Raw genomic sequence first — 16,002 nt, 5'->3', positions numbered from 1 at the left:
CCTTCTGTCGGCTGGTGTTAAACTGGAAAGTGTGATCTTCATCATAACCTGCTTAAACAGAGAAAAGAGACACTGCTATGCAACATATCATTGAGGGCTTCCTCAACTTCCAAAAAGAGATTTTCCCTCAACGCAAGGAACTCTTCCGCAGCCTGGCATCCAGCCAGAATCCTAAAGCGCTTTTCATCTCCTGTTCTGACAGCCGACTGGTGCCAGAGTTAGTGACGCAGCAAGAGCCAGGACAGCTTTTCGTTATCCGTAACGCCGGTAATATCGTACCGTCTTTTGGCCCGGAACCTGGTGGCGTGTCTGCCACCATTGAGTACGCGGTCGTTGCTTTAGGCGTGACTGATATCGTTATCTGTGGTCACTCCAACTGCGGCGCGATGAAAGCCATCGCAGAAAGCCAACCCCTGGATCCGATGCCTGCTGTCGCCCACTGGTTGCACTATGCCGATGCCGCAAAAGCCGTGGTTGAAAAGAAAACCTGGGCTAACGAAATCGATAAAGTGAATGCCATGGTGGAAGAAAACGTGATTGCCCAGTTGAACAACATTAAAACGCATCCTTGCGTGGCTGTTGGTCTGCGTAACAACGCGATTCGTCTGCACGGCTGGGTCTACGACATCGAAAGCGGAGAAATTCGTACGCTGGATAAGAACAGCAAAACTTACGTTTCGCTGGCCGATAATCCACACGTCCATTTCGAGTAAATCAGCACTGGAGCACGGATGCTCTGGCAATCCTCCCACTACGATTTCTGTCAGTAGACAAACACTCCTCTTGCGACTAGCTTTTAAACTAGCCATCAGTGTGGCCGTCGTGGAACCCGCAATAGATTAAGCGATAAAAAGGAGCCGTTACGCATGCGAACGAAAAATAACAGACTGATTAATATGTTATTTTTTCATGAGTCGTGGGATATTATGATCCTAAAAAATAATGGTTCGCATACCTTTCCCACTAACACGCTGGAAATTCTGAACAACACCCGAGCCCAACAGCTCAAAAAGAAATATACCTTTCAGGCCGATCCTTTCATTATTGAAAAAGACAATAAAGTTTATGTTTTTTATGAAGCACTAAGCTTTCGTAATTCGCAAGGTATTCTGCGCTGCCGTATCCTTGATGCTAACCTGGTTGAGCTTGAGGATGTGAAACTCGATGGTTTTGATAACCTAAAATGCCATTTATCATTTCCTTTTTTATTTTACAGCAACGATCAGCTTTTCATGATCCCAGAGTCTTCAGAAAGGAAAGAGGTTATCTTATTCCAGTCGATAGCGTTCCCTACGCGCTGGAAACAGATAAAAGTATTAGTACCGGACCAGGCACTCACCGATAACGTCGTCGTCTCATTGCATGAAAATCTTTATCTTTTATCCACCACGATGGAAGATGAGCTAGTTATCCATACTGCCAGTGATGTAACCGGACCATGGCAAAAAATAGAGCCCACGCTTAACCTGTCGAATCAACACCCCCGGGGCGCTGGCGCACCACACTGCGTTGATAATAAACTCTATTTCCTCACCCAGGAATGCACACCAGAGACGTACGGAAAGTCAGTTTATATCAAAGAGCTAATCACGCTTAACGCATCCAGCTTTGATGAGCGTTTGATTACGCAGATCAATGCCAGCATTAACCAAAGCGAGGGCGTTCACACACTCAACTTCACCGATAACTATATCGTGTATGACAGTAAGATAAGTAAATTCAGCCTATTTTCTATACTTAAAAAAATATCTTATAAATGCAGGGTGAAATACCGGAATTATTACCTTAACCGACGCCACCAATAACGTTTATTTATGCCGGTGGCATTAATGAATTAATGATAGTTTGCAAAAAATATATCTGGAGACTGTATGGCAATTCTAGTCACTGGTGGTGCTGGTTATATTGGTTCACATACCGTGCTGGCGCTTCTGGAAAGAGGTGATGATGTTGTGGTCATCGATAACCTTTCCAACTCCTCACAAACATCCCTGGACAGGGTTGCGGAACTGACTGGCAAAGCGCCCGTCGTTTATATCGCTGATGTGCTGAACAACGATGTTCTGAAAACGATTTTCTCTAACCATAACATTACCGATGTCATTCATTTTGCTGGACTAAAATCAGTTTCAGAATCAATAAAAGAGCCGCTGGCCTACTATGACAATAATGTCACCGGCACGCTGGTTTTGCTGCGTGAGATGTTAGCTGCGGGGGTGAAGCACTTTATTTTCAGCTCTTCCGCCACGGTATACGGTAATCCGGAAAGCGTTCCATTAAGTGAACAATCGCCAACCGGTGGCACCACCAATCCGTATGGCACATCAAAATTCATGGTCGAGCAAATTCTGGCAGACTTTTCCCGCGCACAACCCGATTTCCGAATCACCTGCCTACGCTACTTTAACCCAGTCGGCGCGCATCCATCGGGCAGGATTGGCGAAGATCCGAATGGTATCCCCAACAATCTGGTACCGTATATTTCTCAGGTGGCGATTGGCAAGCTGGAAAGCGTGTCGGTCTATGGAAATGACTATCCAACCCCCGACGGCACCGGTGTGCGTGATTACATCCATGTGATGGATCTGGCAACTGGTCATTTAGCGGCACTGGATTGCCAGCAAAAAGGTGCGGCATACAAAGTCATCAACCTCGGTACCGGTATCGGGTATTCCGTACTTAACCTGATTGCAGCCTTCGAGAAAGCGGCGCAAACCCGAATTAATTATAAGATTGTGGCCAGAAGGCCCGGGGATATTGCCGAATGTTGGTCAGACCCGTCGTTAGCACGAAAAGAGTTGGGATGGCAGGCCATCTACAATCTGGATGAAATGATACGCGATACCTGGAACTGGCAAAAAAACAATCCGGATGGCTATCACGTTTAATTTTCAACGACAAGGAGCCTGATTGCCAGGCTCCTTACTACGGCAGGCTATTCCACCGTTACTGCAGAGACGCGATACCAACCGTTGCTCAGCTTCCCTTCATTGGCAAAGTTAATTCTTGCCGCACCGGATTTATCCACAATCGCCGCTTCAATAGCATATTTCCCTTTTGGCAGCGTCCCGGGCATCGGCATCGGGTAACTCAGTGGGTGTTTTCCGGGCAGCCAGTGACGTATATCTTCCGGGACATTCCCTTGTGCCACCACCTTATTGGCCTCATTGACCAGGCGAAATGCCAGCGTGTAGGGAAGGTAAATCGGCGCGTTCCCTTCGTTATACCAGGTGCTTGTCAGGGTCAGTTCTTGTCCACCTTCCCAGACTGACTCGTGGCTCAGAGATGCTAAGCGAAACCGATAGCCCAGTTTTGTCAGTGCCTCGTCGACAATCGGACGATACTCACGGGGCACTGTTCTCGATTTCAGGTTAATCGTACTGGTATGTTGCTTCACCGCCCAGTCAAAAATCCCCTGCACTTCCTCTCGCGTATAGTGAAAAGTATTTTTCCAGTCCTGCATGTACGAGCAGATCTCAAAACTCACTGGCGCATGTTTCCAGGCATCGTTAAATCCTGAATAGCTTTTCTGTGCGGCCTGCAGCCGTTGCGGGTAATCATCCGCCATATGATTCCATGAAGCAGAAAACACGCGGAGATCACCCAGGCAGTCCGCACGCCAGCCCGCCCCGCGCGCGACCGCATTCGCCAGACTTTGCCCACCACTCATTAACATGATTTTTGGCGTACTGGGGAAAGCAGAGAAATGCATCGTCACATAGCGGTCCAACTGCGCCGTGGTGTAGCGCTCCAGCAATGGCTTCAGCATCGGGAAGTTGCTGTTATGCCACTCTCCCCACGCCCCCACCATGCCGATATCCACGAAAGCCAGGTTCTCGTTACCATCATAGCGTTTACCCATTGCGTTCAGCAGGCGCTGGCTATATTCAATAAATAGGGGATCGTCTAAATCAGGGATAAAGGTTTTTTTATCAGGCGTCCAGGTTCCCTTTACGCCTTTTTTAATCAACCAGTCGGGAATTTGTGAACCCGTTTCCGGCTCAGCAAGCGCCATAAACCGCAGTCCGACGTTCATCGCCGGTCGATGTGCCGCGGCATACTTGAAGGCATCATCAACCAGTGCAAAATTGTACTGGCCTTCGACAGGCTCAAGGTCACGCCAGTAAAAGCGCTCATATTCAAAGCCTGTGTCGGGATAATCCGCCAGTCCAAGCGTTTCACCATATCCCTGATGAAAACTGGCTACCCCGATACCTGGGTTTGTCAGTGGGCCCGTCAATGCTTTGGGGGTTACGGTCGTTAATGCGGCCAATACCGTCAGCGGACAGAACAGACACAACAGCGCAGAAAACCATTGACACTTCATCGCAGTGACGCCCTCCACAGGTTTGTTAACACTAGCGGTCTTTCAGGCTTAACCACCAGTCCCAAATACCCACGTGAAAATGTTGGAATACATCAATACCCAATGCGGATTTGATCATATATAGCGTCAGTAATACGCAGCAGGTGACAAACAGCGTGCCTAGCAGCAACAAAAAAGTGAGCAGCATGGTCGATAAGGTCGACTCCTGACGATGCCGCTGACGTAAGTCTCTGCCGAATAAAAAAACCAGATAAAAGCGTTTACCGAAAAATGGAAAGCTTCTGCGAATATCGATCCGATGTCTTGATGCCAGAGTGCTGGCGACGATCGCTTTCTCGATCCCGTCTTTTTGTTCCGGAGTCAGTCCCTCCGATATATGCTCATCAAGTTGCGCATAAAATCGTTCGATGACGGGGGGGCGATTCTGAGGACTGGTCAAAATTAACCTATATCTTTATCAATTGAGTGGTAGACATTGACTGTTTTTCTGGCAATTTCTTGCCAGTCGTAATTTTGCAAATAGACACGATAGTCCACGCTATTTGCGCTGGCCCAGGCAGTTAATTTCTCAGCAAGGCTGGACAATGAGCCGACCCGAAAATAAGCCTCAGACGGCAACTGCACTTCCAAATTTGCGGGAATATCGCTCACCACCGCCGGGAGGGAATACGACATCGCCTCCAGAAGCGCAATCGGTAGCCCTTCATGGTAGGAAGGCATAACGAAAAGCCTGGCCTGCGAAAACACCGCCTGAAGTTCATCTCCCCTTAAAAATCCGGTCATCACCACGCCAGGGGTATCAGCGGCAAGTTGCTTGAGTCGAATACTGTATTCCGTTGGATGATCTGCATCGCCAATGAGCACTAGCGGCTGTTGCAAACCACTTTGTTTGTACGCGGAGATCGCATCATGCATCCCCTTTTCTTCCACAAACCGTCCGACCACCACGAAATAATTTTTCGCCTCGAGTCCAAAGCGGGAAAGCGTGGCATGAAGGGTTTGATCTGACAACGGACGGGGCTTATTGACACCGTTGAAAATCAAATGCGCATCATAGCGAGCATGTTTTTTCTGAATCAGTTGGTTAATGACCTCAGAAATCACTATCACCTCATTGGCATATCTTACCGCCCAGCGTTCACCCAGCAGCAATATTTTTTTGGCGACAAATCCCCATTTTTGACGATCGTAATCAGGCCCGTGGTGGGTAAAAACCACCTTCTTACCTAACACGCGTAATAATGGGATCACCAAACCCGGCCCTATAGCATGGACATGCACAATATCAGAACCGTCGACACAGGTTCTAAACGCCGCTAAAACGGAATGCACAATCGCTTCCAGTGACCGTTTTTTGGGTGCCCACAGCGCATAGGTCTCAACTTTCTTATAAGAAGATCGTTTGTAGCTAACATACGGCGAGCGGGCGATAACACAAATATCAACGTCAAACTGTTGTTTAATCGCCGGGTAAAGATTCTGGCAGTGGGTTTCCACACCGCCCAGGACATCCGGAATACCGCGAGTACCAAAAACCGTTATTTTTTTACTCATTCTATGGCCTGCTCAGAAGTTCTTTATATAGCGCCTGTAAGGTATCCATATGTTTGCTAAGCGCATATTTTTCACTCAGGCGCGCACGCCCCCGTAAGCCCATGACGCGTGCTTTATCCGGGTCATCAACCAGAGCATCCATCGCCTTCGCCAGTTCCTGCGCATTACCCGGCTCAAATAAAAGCCCTTCAATACCGTCGCGTATTTGTTCGGGGATCCCGCCAATGCGCGCCCCGATCACCGGTTTCGCGAAAGACATCGCCTCCAGTACCGCCATTGAGCAGTTTTCATAACATTCAGAGGGGAGGATCACCACGCGGGCATGCTTAATGAGCGTATTGAGGGTATCCCCTTGTTGTACATAACCTAAAAATTCAGCGTCCGGGTATTTCGCCACTAACTCGTCATGCAACGGACCGTGTCCCACTATTTTCAGCGGAGCAGGGTTACGCATTTTCTGATGAGCGGCCAGCAACGTTGCCACACCCTTTTCACGGCTCAGGCGGCCGAAGTACAGTATATAACCGTCATCGACGACCTCATCGATGGGCTGGCTATCATCAACACCATTGACGATCACATCGATTCGCGATTTCGGCAACGTTCGGAGTAACACGCCGCGTAAAAAGACGCTGGGTGAAACAATCACATCCAGAGCCTGATAATTCTGGGCAATGTATTGCCAGGTTGCTTCTAACGAGAGCAGCAAGCTTTTCGAGGCAGAGCCTTCCTGACAGCGATAGCGGAAGGCATTGAAAACGGTACCGGTGATACAGGCATCACACACCTTCCCATCACGTAACATGGAGTATGCGGGACAGACAATCTTATAGTCGTGCGCCGTCAGCACCGTTTTACAGCCAAAATTACGCGCCACTTTAATTAACGCCGGCGTCAACTGATGGTAAATATTATGAAAGTGAACGATATCAGGGCGTTCTTTTTGTAAAAGCGCCAGCATTTTTTTGCAGGCCTGGGTGTTATGAATAAAGTTAACCGCGGTTTTGATACCCCCCAACAGATTACTCTCTTTATGGTAATCGACATTGCTGACGAAATAATCCGCATAATCAGAGGGGAAATTTTTCTCATGCTGCATGGAAAAATCAATGACCTGGACACCAGCCTGTTTCAGCATGTCGCGTTCTTGAAAATAAACCGTTTCCGCGCCGCCTTTGATGAAAAAAAACTTGTTAACTAATAATACTTTCATGGCGCCTGCCCCGGTTATTCATGAATGATTTTACTGTTGGGCGGAGTCAGCGGATCGCGTACCGGATAAAAAATACCTTTGATCAGCCCCGCTGAGCGTACGATTAAATTAATAACGCTTTGCAGCCCATCTGTTAACGAGCGATTTTGCACAATCTTCAACAAGGCAAATGCCAGTAATGGGAGAAGCGCAACGGCAAACACGTTGATATTAAAGGTGAGCAGTGCAACAAATAAGAGAATAAGGTAGAGCGCAAATACCGCCTCATTCTTCACGATGTTGAATGACTGGGAAAACCAGGGTTTCCCCCAACTACAACGCAGAAGCTCACCCGGAGCCTGGTAATAACCGCTGGTCCAGCGGCGCGCCAGCATCTTAAACGTCGGCAGCGTATGTGACGTATGACTGAAGTAAGGAATATCCAGACGCCGCAGTTTATAGCCCGCTTCGATTAAACGCAGACCCAGCTCAGCCTCTTCATACGCGTGCAAATTACGGTTGGTCAGATAACCAATTTTTTCAATTGCCGACCGACGATACAGTCCACCGCCCCCCAGATGATCGCTATCGCCAAGAGGATAGATTTTATTGATCCGCTGCTTACGAGACTTAAATTCATAGTTAACGGCATCATCCATTTCGACGGTACCGGCCACCCCGGCATAGTTTGGTTCTGCCTGCAAAAAGGCAATAGCCTGGTCAATGAAGCCATCTTCCAGCTCCATATCTCCATCCATCAGTAATAAATATTCCCCTTCGCTGTACAGATAACCCAACTGATGGCCCACTCCACAACAGCGATCGCCAGGATCGGTGAGTGACACTACCGTGACGCCCTTATTGGCAGCCAACTGCTGGGTGTTATCTGTCGACAAACTGTCAGCCACGATAATCTTATGCGGATACCCGACCAACTGACGCCGAATGCTGTCGATCGTTTTCTCAATGCCTTTAGATTCGTTGAGCGTTTTAATACTCACTGAAATAAATGGTTTATTGTCCATACCATCCCCCTGCACTGCGCAGTACGGTTCGACGAATCACTAAGCTCGCCCCCAGCGATAAATAGAACAGGAACTGTAACATCGGCGTAATCATCAATATCTGACTGTAAGGTAAACTGATTAAACAACTGATAGCGAAAGCGTTAAATGCTGGCGCAAAGCTCAGTAACTGCAGATCCTGTTTATCCAACTGTTCCAGCATCAATACTGGTTTTGGCTGGCACACTTTCAGAATATAAATAAACAAGCCAATAAACAGCAGCGTGCCAATAATGCCAACTTCCCACAGCAGCATACTCAGAGCAGTCGAGTCTAAAATCAGGTTATAGATAATGTTCAAAAACCCAGGGGAGACCGTACTACCACTGTTTGTAGCATTAAGCCCATAGCCAAATAATGTGCCCGACAGTCCCCATAGATCGTTATTTTTTAACCAGAACAGAAACGTTGTGAAACGCCCCAACTCTCCGGTCGACATGATGTAGTTCGGATCAAAGATATAGCTCAATGAATCAATAAAAATGCTTAATGAGCCTTGCGTCGGATCGCTGCCAAAAGCGGAAGAGTAGTACCAGGCCAGTATCATAATCGACAGGCCGATGAGCACCAGCATTCCTGCCACAATGACGAATAACGTCTTCAGGTTTACCTTACTGACATCTTTAACATAGCTCGGCGATATCCACACCCATGCCAGAAATATCGGTGACAGCAGGATGACAAACTTGACCTCACCAATGATACATAACCCTATTCCAAGGATGATATGCAGCGCTGCGGATTTAAACGTCGTAAGCCCGTGCTTATATTCAGAGAGTTTCAGCAACATAATTAACAGGCAAAATAACCCCATCGCCGCCGTATTGCCGCCACCCATCGGGTCTCCGCCGAATGTGCCTACCACGGAGTCCCATTTTTCATCTTCCCCGCGCACAGCCACACGCTGAGGAACAACCAGCAAAACCTGATAAATCATCACCGGAATTTGCGCATAGAACACCCAGTACAGATAGCGCGTCGCCCGATATATCTGCGATTCACGGCAAAAACCCAACAGCAAACAAACCATCACCAGCGATAACGCGATTTCGTTTTTGAAGGCCACAATTGCGACGGTGACCCCGCCCTGAATCAGGGTCGATGTTCCCGCCAACACCAGAAAGGAAAAATACAGCGCAAGGATAATGGTTTCCTGTGCATCCAGACGCAGCGCCCCGTCTCGCGTCTGCATCACCAGTAATCCCACCATCAGTAATGTCAGGAAAAACGGGATCCACAACACAGATTGCATGCCGGTGAAATACTGCACCAGACCACACAGGATCAGCGTTATAAAGGTGTAGACCTGTAAATAATTTCCGGTATTCAGTGTCATGGCGTCACCGGCTTGTTTTTCAGGAGATTGGCCCGCTTGTTCATTTTCAGGTAAATGAACGCATAGCGAATAAATGTCAGTGAAGAGAACAATATTACTGACGCCGCATAATCATGGTAAAAATAGGGAACGACCACAAACGCCAGAAGCACAATCGCCAACTGTTCAAGTTGGATACGCAGAAAATAGCGGTGCGAGCCAAAAATAAGCTCAATCACCGTTAAAGGACTTATCGCCAGCGCCGGGAACAAATAGGGCAGCATGTAGCGCGACGTCTCAATGGAGTTAATCCAGTCTTCGCTAAAACCCAGCCGCATCACAATGGGATAGAAAATAAAGACACCCAAGGTACAGACAACCCCCAGCACTAGCAGCAGCATACGTACCTTCGTATACTCCTGATAATTGAAGGTGTTATTTCTGAAGTCGATGGACCATTTAGAAAAAATGGTATTGCGTACCGCGTTGCCGATAATCACTACCGGTGCCAGACAGAACCGGCTTACAACGGAAAAATACCCCGCCGTCAGCGCCGAAAACCAGAAGTTAATCAGCATAATAGGCAAGTTACTGCTCGCCATTGCCAACACCTCAGCGCTACCGACTTTAGTGATGTGATGAATATTCTGTTTAAAAAATCGCAAATTACTTGCCGGGCGCAAATGCTGCGACGTCACCGAGCGAATATCAAACGAATGTAAAATACAGCTAGTGGTCAGCAGTATCATGGCGCAGGCCCACGACCAGTAAAATGTCTGTACCTGGTGCGTGAGCAGTACCGAGAGCACCACCACCACAGAGACAGAAATACGCTGAAAGATCAGAAAATAAAAGTTGGCTGTCCGCAGCGATAAGTTTTCCGATATTAACGCCCACGCCGTTGAAAGCGTCAGCAAATAGAGAAACAGTATGTTCTGGTGAAACAACCACGCGGTCAGGACGGCATACGGTAATGCAATGAGCGCACTTTGCAGCAAACAGAACACTACATTTTGCGCCAGCTCTTCATCCTGCTGTTTGGGAATCAAAAGCTGGGAGGCAAAGGTACATACCTGTGCCCCCACCACCGCGATACTGTAGTTGAGCGCATACAGCCCAACCTCTGCCATATCGTACTTATGTGAGATCAACCAGATAGACAGCGCACCAATCAGCTGCGAAACGACTGATGAACTGGCTATCGTAGAAGCGCTCTTCAGTAAACTCATACACGACCTGGCGTAGTCATCAGTTGGTCAGTATTGAAGTTCAATGAGCGCAACCCTTCCTGCGTTTCAAGGTTTTTTTCCTCGACCGCATTCAACACCGCGCCAATCACCACGCCCTGATTATCCTCAATTTTATCCAGCGCGCCGGCGATATTCTCCGCAGAACCGGTCCCGGCTTTCACGATAAAGATAACCCCATCAACGGCTCGTTTGATCAGTTGGATATCCTGACTCTGATTCACCGCTGCAACGTCAATAATAATGCGTTGATACTGCGACTTCAGTTCGCGCATCACGGGTTCAACGTGCTCTGACGACAGCATCAGTAAAGAGGAAATGGTCGTCTTACCGTGGGGGATGAAATCAAGATTTTCAGCGATCTTAACCCGTGCTTTTTCTAGCGGAGCCTCACCCCGCAACAGCTCCGCCACACCCGCAGACGTCGCCGATGCCAGTTCAGAAGACAGGCCGTTGGTATTGAAGAAATCTGCATCAATAAGCAACGTTTTCTGATCGAAGCTGAATGAGCTGGCCAACAGATTCGCCAACAGGGAACGCCCTTCCCCCTGCTCCGCCGAAGCAATAGCGACCGTTTGCAGCGGCCGGTTATCCAGCATAATTCGGGTGCGAATACCGTGGATGATATCGGCATTCAGCGGGTTCTTCAGTATCATATCCCGCACCTGTGCGCGACCCGAAGTACCGGTAAATCGACGAATTTCGCCCAATGGCTCGACATTGAGACGTTTCTTCAGACGGCTCAGGGTGCTAATTGAATTATCCATTGCCGCTTTGACGATGAAATACATGATGCTGAATACCACAACCAACATCACCACCATCACGAGCAACAGCGATTTATTCGGCTTAGACGGCTTTAACGGAGGAACGGCGGGATCATACAGCACCGCATCCGCATTAACCCCGGACAGCGACAATTCCTGAGTCCGCTGATAAAGCGTCTTATACAGATCTTCCATTTTATCTAACGCCAATTTTTGGCTGTTATAGGCATCCCGTTTTGATGCCATCTTCTGGAAGATCTCTTTTTGCTCAGCAACCTGCTGCTGGTAATTCTTTTCGTCGGCCAGCGCAGCCAAATACTGCTGACGTAAGCCAAGTTTTAGCTCACCCAGCACCCGACCCGTTTGATTTTGGATTGATTGCACATCGGCTTCTGCTTTTAAAATATTGGCACTTTTAGGGCCATACACTTTGCGCAGTTCCGACAACGTTCGCTGCGCCTGAATCAGCGCAATGCGTAAATCCTGAATCTGCGCATGGTCAGAAACTGATGGCAGCGAAATGATATCGCCTGAAGATTTCCCTCGGCTATTGACTTCATTGTAAACAGACTCCGCAGCGACACGGCGTTGGGTCGCATCGGCAAGACGGTTGGTCACAATGCTTAACTGCTCTGTTTCAAAACCATCAATACCACGGAAGGTCAGCAGCCCAGAGTTTTTCAGGTAGCTATCCATTTCCTCTTTTTGTTTCGCTATCGATTTCTGAATCTCTTCCATTTTTTCAAAGTTGAGATTGCGAGCCTGCTCTGCTTTCAGACGCTTTTGTTCTACCGTGTAGTTGATAAAAGCCTGAGCGACGCCATTGGCTATCTCAGCTGAAAGTTGAGGCGAGGAAGATTCATAAGAAATAGAGGCCAGATTAGTGGTACGGATACCGATGACCTTCAGGTCTTTCGACAATGTTTTCAGCGCTTGATCAACCCTCAGTTGCTGATCTTCACTGCCCGAGCCGGGCTTCATCCCGGTAAAATCCGGGTTTTCATCCAGCTTCAGATCGCGGACCGCCTGCTCGAGGATAATGCGAGACTGCATCAATGCATACTGTGTTTCGTAGTAACCACTCCGCGTTGAATCAAAACCATCAACCTGGGGAAAGGGCGACACATTATCAGCTTGAGCCTTAATCAACACCGTGGCAGTCGAAACATATTTGGATGACATCATGCTGATTAATGGGTACGCGACAACCCCGGCAATAATACCGGCCAGCGCGATTTTCCAGGCGTTCTTTTTCAGTTCTTTGGCAAAGCGGGAGAAATCGACGGAGTTTTCTCGTTGCTTGCCATTTTCCACTATAGATAGTTTCATCGTTAGAAGAACCCCATGCCAATAATCACGACATCCCCAGGACGAACAGAGTGCGTTAAATCAACATTCTCAAGTAGCTGGTTGCTACCGGAGAGGCGAATGTTGATATCTTTGCGATCTGCACGGTCAGTAAATCCACCCGCCTGAGCAATCGCTTTCTCTACCGTAAGTCCCGGCTCCCAGGCGAATCCATTCGGGCTTTTCACTTCCCCTGACACGTAGAATTTGCGGAACTCGGCAAGACTCACTGTCACCATGGGATTAACCATATACCCATTGCGCAAGCGTTGAGTTAATTCAATATTCACCTGTTCTGGTGTTTTATCTTTTAAACCCAGCACGCCGATATAAGGGAAGTTTATTGTTCCACTCTTATCCACGATAAATTTCATCGTCATCTCGGGCTCCCCGTAAACAACGATATTAACAGTATCCCCCGCCCCAATTCGGTAATCCTCTGCCACCGCAGCAGGATCGTCCATTAATGGTGGCCTGGACGTTGTGCATCCGACCAACAGGATACTGAATAGCAAAAACGCGCACAGTTCTATTATTTTCATTTTAGATCTGAACCTTAGCTTTAAGCATAATCATAGAATTATCATAACCCAACGTTCTAATGACTTCCTGACTGTCATTGGGACCGATATAAAACGAATCAGTATCCTTATTCGAATTCAAGGTATCTAATTGATATTTAATCTCAAAATTGACAGACGGCGTGTAGTCATAGCTCATGGTTACGCTAAATACACCATTTTTATCATGTCGATCCTTGTTCTGTTTTTTATAGTCTTCCGTGGTGTATGAGTAGTCCAGCAAAGTAGAAAAACGATTACCCAGCCAGAAATGCTGGTAAGAAATCCCATACTCAGTCACTAAAATATACCCCCCAACTTCCGAGGGGTCTTTAATGCTTTGAGCAGAGTGGGCAGTGAAGACTGACTGATTTAACGGCTTCCACTCCCCCTTTATATCCCAGTTTAGACCATTAAAATCACTCGAGTTTGCGGCATTTTCAAATGTTTTGTACAGCCACGAAATATTCATGTCGACGTTGGTTTTCCCCGTCAACTGCGATTTCAGACCGTAAAGCAAATAGTATTCATTACTGTCTTTTTCTGAGTTGTTATCATAGTGACGCTGATTAGTAATAAAACTATAGCGAAAGCGCGTTCTGGATGTGTATTGGTCAAAAACTTCAGCAACCAGACTATTTTCATGCCATTCCTGCTGCTGAATATAATTGTAAAAATCCGGGCTGGTATCCTGCACATCCGAGGTATTCCCGAACGTCAGTTTTTTATATAACAGTGCCAGTTCCGCTTTGCCGCGTCCATCTGGTGCGCCATAGCTATAGCGCAACTCACTGTTGATGAAATTATTCGTCAGCGGAGAGTTAATTCCATACTGGCGGAACTGGCTCGGCAAAAACCCCTCAGTGATATCGCGACCGCGAGATTCATGCCCAATTGAATCTTCCAGATTCAGGGTTAAGCCGTGCATTTGCCCATAACGCCAGGCACCGTTAAAACGGAAGAAATGGTCGTTATAGTTATCGGCAGAATTGCTTGAGTAGTTACGATAATCACCTGAATACATTAGCAAATACTTATCCTGACCGCGCTCACCGATCATACTAAACACAGGCGCCGCGCTCTGGAAAGCTGAACCTATCGCATCGCTGTTATGGGGCTGATAAGTCACGTTATCATCATAACCGTAATCCACAGCAACTTTGCCCTGGAAGTCGATCCCCGCAAAGCCAATGTGTGATTTCGGCGTTAGATCAGCCCATGCGGACTGCGATATCACGATTCCGGTAATAACTATTAATTTAGTATGCATTCTTACCGACAAATCCTTTGAAAATAGTTTTAATAATAATTTTTATATCCAGCCATAACGACCAGTTTTGAATATATTCGATATCATACTGAACGCGCTTTTCCATCTTATAAAGTGCATCGATTTCCCCACGGAAACCGTTAATCTGCGCAAGCCCGGTGATCCCCGGCTTAACTTTATGGCGGATCATGTAGTTTTCGACCTGTTTACGGTACTGTTCGTTGTGCGTAACCGCATGGGGTCTGGGACCGACAATAGACATACTTCCCTGCAATACATTAATGAATTGCGGGAGTTCATCAAGAGAAGTGCGTCGCAAGAAACTACCAAATTTTGTCACGCGGGGATCATTTTTGGTGGCCTGGATAACCGTATCGGAATTCTCCATAACTCGCATCGAGCGAAACTTCCATACCTTAATTTTTTGTCCACTCAGGCCGTATCGATCTTGTTTGAAAAACACCGGGCCACGGGAGGTAAGTTTAATACCAATAGCAATCGCTAACATCAGTGAGGAGATCATCACCATAATGATGCTACCGAGAATCAGGTCTTCCGCACGTTTAATAAATGAACCGGCCCCTTCAAACGGTGAGCTAAAGATGCCAATGGTTTGCAGGTTGTGGATCGAGCGCAGCTTGGACATATTGTTACTGTAGGTATAAAAATCAGGAACAATATAGGTATCTACCGTGGTATCTGACATCATGGCCAAAAAGTGACGAATACGATGTAATGCCACCATCGGCAATGCGATATAGATCTCGTCGATATTCCCTTGCTTAGCCTCTTCAACCAGATTAATGACCGGGCCGCGAAAGGGACTTTTTATCTTATCCACGATATCACCACAGCGGGACAACGCGCGTTCGTCATAAAAAGCCAAATCTAATTTGATATTGGAGTATTCAGCTATCAACGCATTTTCTGCTGCCACACCGTTGTCGGTCAGACCAATAATCGCCACACGAATGTTTTTTTTCGTTGAATATTTAAAAATAAAAAAACGAATAAAATAAAGAAAAGGTAAAGGAATGAAATACCAGTAAACAATAGGGGATAAAAAAGACGGTGTCAGACTTGTCAGGTATCCAAGTGACTCCGGTTCGGCCACCGTCATGCTGATCACTTCGTTGAACGAGATTGCCAACAGTGTACAAAAAAGCAGCCGTTTTTGGTTGCGTATGCCGATGGTTTTTATCTTCTGCTGATACATTTTTGTGTATTCAGCAAGCAGTAGGAAAAACACTGAGAAGAGGATGCTCAGAATGACAATGGTCTTAAACGGCACCATATCTAACAGATGGGCGCTAAAAATTAACGTAATATTAATTACAATAAAATCGACCAGTTTCAAAA

The 16,002-nt window shown here is 47.2% G+C and carries 14 protein-coding genes; 3 read left to right on the top strand and 11 right to left on the bottom strand.

The window, feature by feature from the left end; genetic code table 11:
* The first annotated feature begins 77 nt into the window (after nucleotides 1–77).
* The 3 genes from NNO02_RS11470 to galE all read left to right on the top strand — a co-directional run bounded on the left by NNO02_RS11470 (nucleotide 78) and on the right by galE (nucleotide 2,888).
* On the top strand, nucleotides 78–713 hold the full coding sequence (locus NNO02_RS11470) for a carbonic anhydrase (RefSeq protein WP_005122990.1): 636 nt from the start codon (nucleotides 78–80) through the stop codon (nucleotides 711–713).
* A 153-nt stretch (nucleotides 714–866) separates the two neighbouring features.
* The gene (locus tag NNO02_RS11465; RefSeq protein ID WP_271454848.1) at nucleotides 867–1,805 is read left to right on the top strand and encodes a glucosamine inositolphosphorylceramide transferase family protein; all 939 of its coding nucleotides are present in this window, start codon (nucleotides 867–869) and stop codon (nucleotides 1,803–1,805) included.
* Nucleotides 1,806–1,871: 66 nt separating this feature from the next.
* Complete coding sequence (galE, locus tag NNO02_RS11460) at nucleotides 1,872–2,888, top strand: UDP-glucose 4-epimerase GalE (RefSeq protein WP_271442506.1); 1,017 nt, start codon at nucleotides 1,872–1,874, stop codon at nucleotides 2,886–2,888.
* A gap of 47 nt (nucleotides 2,889–2,935) precedes the next feature.
* Here galE and NNO02_RS11455 read toward each other — a convergent pair whose 3' ends face one another.
* Genes NNO02_RS11455 through NNO02_RS11405 form a run of 11 tightly spaced genes read right to left on the bottom strand, consistent with a single transcriptional unit; the run spans nucleotide 2,936 to nucleotide 16,000 of the window.
* Nucleotides 2,936–4,327, bottom strand: coding sequence for a DUF4832 domain-containing protein (locus NNO02_RS11455; RefSeq protein ID WP_271454847.1), 1,392 nt, complete (start codon nucleotides 4,325–4,327; stop codon nucleotides 2,936–2,938).
* Nucleotides 4,328–4,358: 31 nt separating this feature from the next.
* The gene (locus tag NNO02_RS11450; RefSeq protein WP_101742956.1) at nucleotides 4,359–4,766 is read right to left on the bottom strand and encodes a hypothetical protein; all 408 of its coding nucleotides are present in this window, start codon (nucleotides 4,764–4,766) and stop codon (nucleotides 4,359–4,361) included.
* A gap of 2 nt (nucleotides 4,767–4,768) precedes the next feature.
* Complete coding sequence (locus tag NNO02_RS11445) at nucleotides 4,769–5,881, bottom strand: glycosyltransferase family 4 protein (RefSeq protein WP_271450317.1); 1,113 nt, start codon at nucleotides 5,879–5,881, stop codon at nucleotides 4,769–4,771.
* 1 nt (nucleotide 5,882) lies between these two features.
* The gene (locus tag NNO02_RS11440) at nucleotides 5,883–7,094 is read right to left on the bottom strand and encodes a glycosyltransferase family 4 protein (protein WP_271454846.1); all 1,212 of its coding nucleotides are present in this window, start codon (nucleotides 7,092–7,094) and stop codon (nucleotides 5,883–5,885) included.
* Nucleotides 7,095–7,108: 14 nt separating this feature from the next.
* Nucleotides 7,109–8,098 carry a glycosyltransferase gene (locus NNO02_RS11435; RefSeq protein WP_271442510.1) on the bottom strand — a complete coding sequence of 330 codons (990 nt, stop codon included), beginning with the start codon at nucleotides 8,096–8,098 and terminating at the stop codon, nucleotides 7,109–7,111.
* The gene (locus NNO02_RS11430) at nucleotides 8,088–9,473 is read right to left on the bottom strand and encodes a capsular biosynthesis protein (RefSeq protein WP_271454845.1); all 1,386 of its coding nucleotides are present in this window, start codon (nucleotides 9,471–9,473) and stop codon (nucleotides 8,088–8,090) included. The genes NNO02_RS11435 and NNO02_RS11430 overlap by 11 nt, the downstream gene beginning before the upstream one ends.
* The gene (locus tag NNO02_RS11425; RefSeq protein ID WP_271454844.1) at nucleotides 9,470–10,681 is read right to left on the bottom strand and encodes a lipopolysaccharide biosynthesis protein; all 1,212 of its coding nucleotides are present in this window, start codon (nucleotides 10,679–10,681) and stop codon (nucleotides 9,470–9,472) included. The genes NNO02_RS11430 and NNO02_RS11425 overlap by 4 nt, the downstream gene beginning before the upstream one ends.
* On the bottom strand, nucleotides 10,678–12,795 hold the full coding sequence (locus tag NNO02_RS11420; protein WP_271442513.1) for a GumC family protein: 2,118 nt from the start codon (nucleotides 12,793–12,795) through the stop codon (nucleotides 10,678–10,680). The genes NNO02_RS11425 and NNO02_RS11420 overlap by 4 nt, the downstream gene beginning before the upstream one ends.
* Before the next feature lie 2 nt (nucleotides 12,796–12,797).
* Entirely contained in the window at nucleotides 12,798–13,355 is a 558-nt protein-coding gene (locus NNO02_RS11415) for a polysaccharide biosynthesis/export family protein (protein ID WP_048212978.1), read from the bottom strand.
* Nucleotide 13,356: 1 nt separating this feature from the next.
* On the bottom strand, nucleotides 13,357–14,643 hold the full coding sequence (locus tag NNO02_RS11410) for an outer membrane beta-barrel protein (RefSeq protein ID WP_271454843.1): 1,287 nt from the start codon (nucleotides 14,641–14,643) through the stop codon (nucleotides 13,357–13,359).
* On the bottom strand, nucleotides 14,633–16,000 hold the full coding sequence (locus NNO02_RS11405) for an undecaprenyl-phosphate glucose phosphotransferase (protein WP_271454842.1): 1,368 nt from the start codon (nucleotides 15,998–16,000) through the stop codon (nucleotides 14,633–14,635). Before NNO02_RS11405 ends, NNO02_RS11410 begins: the two co-directional genes overlap by 11 nt.
* Nucleotides 16,001–16,002: the final 2 nt, after the last annotated feature.

This window comes from Citrobacter sp. Awk 2 (genome assembly GCF_028069815.1).
Classification (GTDB): domain Bacteria; phylum Pseudomonadota; class Gammaproteobacteria; order Enterobacterales; family Enterobacteriaceae; genus Citrobacter.
This window is presented reverse-complemented; position numbering and strand designations above follow the sequence as displayed.

Coding starts and splice junctions, on each gene's coding strand:
- NNO02_RS11465 (WP_271454848.1), top strand. CDS start 867: ATGCGAACGAAAAATAACAGACTGATTAATATGTTATTTTTTCATGAG.
- NNO02_RS11435 (WP_271442510.1), bottom strand. CDS start 8,098: ATGGACAATAAACCATTTATTTCAGTGAGTATTAAAACGCTCAACGAA.
- NNO02_RS11445 (WP_271450317.1), bottom strand. CDS start 5,881: ATGAGTAAAAAAATAACGGTTTTTGGTACTCGCGGTATTCCGGATGTC.
- NNO02_RS11425 (WP_271454844.1), bottom strand. CDS start 10,681: ATGAGTTTACTGAAGAGCGCTTCTACGATAGCCAGTTCATCAGTCGTT.
- galE (WP_271442506.1), top strand. CDS start 1,872: ATGGCAATTCTAGTCACTGGTGGTGCTGGTTATATTGGTTCACATACC.
- NNO02_RS11440 (WP_271454846.1), bottom strand. CDS start 7,094: ATGAAAGTATTATTAGTTAACAAGTTTTTTTTCATCAAAGGCGGCGCG.
- NNO02_RS11420 (WP_271442513.1), bottom strand. CDS start 12,795: ATGAAACTATCTATAGTGGAAAATGGCAAGCAACGAGAAAACTCCGTC.
- NNO02_RS11470 (WP_005122990.1), top strand. CDS start 78: ATGCAACATATCATTGAGGGCTTCCTCAACTTCCAAAAAGAGATTTTC.
- NNO02_RS11415 (WP_048212978.1), bottom strand. CDS start 13,355: ATGAAAATAATAGAACTGTGCGCGTTTTTGCTATTCAGTATCCTGTTG.
- NNO02_RS11410 (WP_271454843.1), bottom strand. CDS start 14,643: ATGCATACTAAATTAATAGTTATTACCGGAATCGTGATATCGCAGTCC.
- NNO02_RS11430 (WP_271454845.1), bottom strand. CDS start 9,473: ATGACACTGAATACCGGAAATTATTTACAGGTCTACACCTTTATAACG.
- NNO02_RS11455 (WP_271454847.1), bottom strand. CDS start 4,327: ATGAAGTGTCAATGGTTTTCTGCGCTGTTGTGTCTGTTCTGTCCGCTG.